A 4,028-nucleotide genomic window follows, 5' to 3' on the forward strand; every position below is an offset into this window, starting at 1 on the left:
GAAGGCCCTCTTTCTTATTGTGTTTTCCGGCGCAATCGTGTCCCGCCGGATGTCTTGGCAGCCTGTTCCGGCTACCGCAGCTGGTCGAGACACTCCCGAATAAGCGCGGCGCTTTCGCGCACCTCATCTTCCGAGATCGTCAGCGGCGGCGAGATGCGGAACGCCGTGTCGCAGAACAGAAACCAGTCGCTCAGGATTCCGGCTTCCTTGAACAGCTCCATCGTGCGGTACAGCTTCGCCGACTCACCCAGCTCGACGGCCATCAGCAGGCCGCTGCGGCGGATTTCGCGCACGGCGGGGTGTTTGCCCAGCAGTGCCTCGTACAGCGCGCCTTTGGCTTCGGCCTGCTCCACGACTTTGTTGTCCAGCAGATAATTCAACGCCGCCAGCCCCGCCGCACAGCAGACCGGATGTCCGCCGAAAGTGGTGATATGCCCCAGAACCGGGTCGGATTGCAGCGTATCCATGATTTCGCGCCTGGCCACGAACGCCCCCAGCGGCATACCGCCGCCGAACGCCTTGGCCAGGCATACGATATCGGGTGTAACGCCGTATTTGAGCATGGCGAACAATTGCCCCGTGCGTCCCATGCCGGTCTGTATCTCGTCGAAGACCAGCAGGGCGCCCGCTTCGTCGCACCGCCGCCGCAGGGCCTCCAGGTAGCCCGGTGCAGGCGTCCGGACGCCCGCTTCGCCCTGCACGGGTTCGGCCAGCACGCAGGCCGTGCGCCGCGTGATGCGGTTCAGCGCATCGAAATCGTTGAATTCGATCGCCTGCACGTCGGGCAGCAGGGGCCGGAACGCCCCTTTCCACTCCTCGCCTTCGGGCGCCCCCATCATGCTCATCGAACCGTGGGTCGAACCGTGGTAGGCGCGGCGCATGGAGATCAGCTCCGTGCGGCCCGTGAAACGCTTGGCCAGCTTTAAAGCGCCCTCGACCGCTTCGGCCCCCGAATTGACGAAATAGACGCTTTCGAGTTCTCCGGGCAGCAGCGACGCGAGCTTCGAGGCATATTCCACCTGCGGCGTCTCGACCAGCTCGCCGTAGACCATCACGTGCATATAGCGCGCCGCCTGCTCCTGCACGGCCCGCACCACGGCGGGATTGCAGTGACCGACGTTGCTCACCGAGACGCCCGCCACCAAGTCGTAGTAACGCTTGCCTTCGGGCGTGTAGAAAAACGTCCCTTCGGCGCGTTCGACTTCGACGAGCATCGGCGACGGCGAAGTCTGGCCCACGTGAGCCAGAAATTGTTTGCGTAAAATGGTATTCATTGTCAATCTTTGAATTTCCGCTGCAATATCGCGTCCGCATCCTTCACGCTGCGGCGCATCCAGCCGAAGAGGGTCTCGGCCTGCTGCGCGTCGGTCATGCGCCACTCCCCGACCGTGAGCCGCATCCGCTCGGAGAGCATGTAGATCAGGATCGCGGCCGACGCCGAAACATTCAGGCTCTCGACCATGCCGCACATCGGGATGCGCAGGAATTCGTCGGCTCCGGCGATCACCTCGTCCGAGATTCCGGCGTGTTCGGTGCCGAAAACCAGTGCGAAAGGCCCTGCGGCGACGTCGAACGTTTCGGGCGTCACGTCTTCGCGGTGGGGCGTCGTCGCAACGATGCGGTATCCCGCACTGCGCAGTGCGGCGAGGGCTTCTCCCGTCGAGGGATGACGCCGGACATCGACCCATTGGTCGGTGCCGCGCACGATGTCGGGATTGGGTTCGAAGCGGCACAGCGTCTCGACGGTGTGCATCTCCTGCACGCCGAACGCCTCGCAGTGGCGGATCAGGGCGGCGGCGTTCTGCCCGTGGTACATATTCTCGGCCAGCACGGTCATGTATCGCGTACGCATGGCGACCGTGCGGCGGAGTACTTCATAACGCTCGGAGGTCGTGAACTCCGCAAGGCAGGCGATACGTTCGGCGTACCATTCAGCACCCTTATTTGCGGTATTTTTCATCTTCATCGAGTATTTTGAGGTAACTTTCGTAGCGGGGATAGGCGATCTGCCCCCGTTCGACGGCTTCGACCACCGCACATCCCGGTTCGTGGGTGTGGGTACAGTTGTAAAACCGGCAGTCGGGGGCCGTGCGCATCATTTCGGGGAAGTAATGCCACAACTCGGCATCGTCGATGTCGATCAGCCCGAAACCCTTGATGCCCGGCGTGTCGATCACCGCGCCGCCTTCGGCCAGCGGATACATCGTCGAAAAGGTCGTCGTGTGCCGTCCCTTGTGGTGGCTTTCGGAGATTTCGCCCGTACGGATGTCCAGCGAGGGGTCGATGGCGCGGATGAGCGTCGATTTTCCGACGCCCGAATTGCCCGAAACGAGGGTCGTACGCCCTTTGAGCAGCTCGTGTACCGCACCGACGCCTTCGCCCGTGGCGGAGGAGACCTCCATGACACGGTATCCGGCGCTTTCGTACACGGCATGAAAGTCTGCGACGGCCTGCGGGTCCTGCAGGTCGATTTTCGAGAGCAGGATCGTAACGGGGACCTTATAGGCTTCGCAGGTCACCAGAAAGCGATCCACGAACTCCGTGGCGGTTTCGGGCGAACGCAGCGTCGCCATCAGCAGAGCCTGATCGACGTTGGCCGCGATGATATGCGACTCCTTCGAGAGGTTCGACGCCCGGCGGATGACGTAGTTGCGGCGGGGCGAAATGTCGCAGATGACGTAATCGCCCCCTGCGTCGGCCTCGCAGGTCACTTCGTCGCCCACCACGACCGGATTGGTCGAACGTACGCCCCGCAGCCGCAGCCGGCCCCGGATACGGCAGCGGACGACCGCGCCGTCGTGCAGAACGTCGTACCAGCTTCCGGTGGCGCGCACCACTGTTCCGGTGAATCGTTTTTCCATCGGCTAATCCTGGTTTTGTTCCTGCGGCACCTGCTCGCCGACCCATTCCAAGAAGGGGAAAACGGCTTCGGACAGGCGCATGACGGGTTTGTAACTCTTCGATTTCTCGATCGTTTGCGGTCCGACGAGCGTGTAATCCTCGTTGAGCGAATCGAACGCCGAGAACAATACGCTCAGCACCAGCATGTATTTCAGCACCGACACCGCGATGCCCAGCACGATGTCGGGGATTCCGAACCCCGCGAAGTGAAACAACTTGCGTACCAGCCGTCCGGCAACGGCCACCAGAAGAATCACGGCCAGCAGGACCACGACGAATCCGCCGGCCGCGGAGACCGTTGCGTCCAGCTTCAGCCACGCCCCGACATAAACGCCGTAACGTGAAGCCAGCCAGATACCTGCGACGATACCGGCCAGCGAACATATCTGCATGACAAAGCCTTGGCGCCAGCCGTTCCATACGGCCAATGCCAGAATAAGGCAGACGATCAAATCGATTGTATTCACAAACAGCGGGTTCTTATTTCATTTGGTTGGTAAATATACGACAATTTACCTAAACAGCCTAAAAAAAGAACTCTTCTTGCAACGGCACGGAAATATATAAATATAGGTATATCTCTGTTACCGAATGACCTCCCTCAAGCTCACATTCAACGCGTTACATATGATACACATCGTTTTGACCGTAAGGTTCGTGCGTCCCGCTTCGATACGGCTCAAATTGGATCTTTCCATGTCGCAACGGTATGCGAGTTCCTGTACCGTCAGACGCCTCTCCCTCCTCAACTCTCTGATCCTAGAGGAGATATAGGATACCTCCTCCTCATAAACAACTCCCATTTCAAAAATTTGGATAAAAATTTTGTTGTGCAAATTTTTATATATATATTTGCACCATGCGTATCATATATGATACCATGATTTATCCAATATTACTGAAAAATAATGCGTCACACGGATAATAAGGAATGCGTCACTTTATTGATAATTAACGGATAACAAGACCGGTAGAGTATGCGTCGCTCTACCGATGTTCATGTACCCGTAACCGAAAAAAAATAGATACGTCACTCTATTGATAACTAATGCGTCAACACAAAAAACAATTCCATTTCAATTCTTCATTACTATGAAAAAAAACTTATTCAGAAAATTTCTTGCACT

General features: G+C 58.1%; 5 protein-coding genes. All 5 read right to left on the reverse strand.

Features of this window, described 5'->3' with window-relative positions:
• Positions 1-71: 71 nt before the first annotated feature.
• The 5 genes from HMPREF9720_RS09650 to HMPREF9720_RS09670 all read right to left on the reverse strand — a co-directional run bounded on the left by HMPREF9720_RS09650 (position 72) and on the right by HMPREF9720_RS09670 (position 3,704).
• A complete protein-coding gene (locus tag HMPREF9720_RS09650) occupies positions 72-1,274 on the reverse strand; it encodes an aspartate aminotransferase family protein (protein ID WP_009598124.1) in 1,203 nt (400 codons plus the stop codon).
• Between the two features lie 2 nt (positions 1,275-1,276).
• Positions 1,277-1,960, reverse strand: coding sequence for a TrmH family RNA methyltransferase (locus tag HMPREF9720_RS09655; RefSeq protein WP_009598121.1), 684 nt, complete (start codon positions 1,958-1,960; stop codon positions 1,277-1,279).
• A complete protein-coding gene (gene rsgA / locus HMPREF9720_RS09660) occupies positions 1,941-2,861 on the reverse strand; it encodes a ribosome small subunit-dependent GTPase A (protein WP_009598123.1) in 921 nt (306 codons plus the stop codon). Before rsgA ends, HMPREF9720_RS09655 begins: the two co-directional genes overlap by 20 nt.
• Before the next feature lie 3 nt (positions 2,862-2,864).
• Complete coding sequence (locus tag HMPREF9720_RS09665) at positions 2,865-3,368, reverse strand: CvpA family protein (RefSeq protein WP_014775175.1); 504 nt, start codon at positions 3,366-3,368, stop codon at positions 2,865-2,867.
• Positions 3,369-3,485: 117 nt separating this feature from the next.
• The gene (locus HMPREF9720_RS09670; protein WP_014775174.1) at positions 3,486-3,704 is read right to left on the reverse strand and encodes a helix-turn-helix domain-containing protein; all 219 of its coding nucleotides are present in this window, start codon (positions 3,702-3,704) and stop codon (positions 3,486-3,488) included.
• Positions 3,705-4,028 lie beyond the last annotated feature (324 nt).

It is taken from the genome of Alistipes sp. HGB5, from assembly GCF_000183485.2.
Lineage (GTDB): Bacteria > Bacteroidota > Bacteroidia > Bacteroidales > Rikenellaceae > Alistipes > Alistipes finegoldii.

Excerpts from the sequence above, each read along its gene's own strand:
- HMPREF9720_RS09670 (WP_014775174.1), bottom strand. The coding sequence starts at position 3,704 with ATGGGAGTTGTTTATGAGGAGGAGGTATCCTATATCTCCTCTAGGATC.
- HMPREF9720_RS09655 (WP_009598121.1), bottom strand. The coding sequence starts at position 1,960 with ATGAAAAATACCGCAAATAAGGGTGCTGAATGGTACGCCGAACGTATC.
- HMPREF9720_RS09650 (WP_009598124.1), bottom strand. The coding sequence starts at position 1,274 with ATGAATACCATTTTACGCAAACAATTTCTGGCTCACGTGGGCCAGACT.
- rsgA (WP_009598123.1), bottom strand. The coding sequence starts at position 2,861 with ATGGAAAAACGATTCACCGGAACAGTGGTGCGCGCCACCGGAAGCTGG.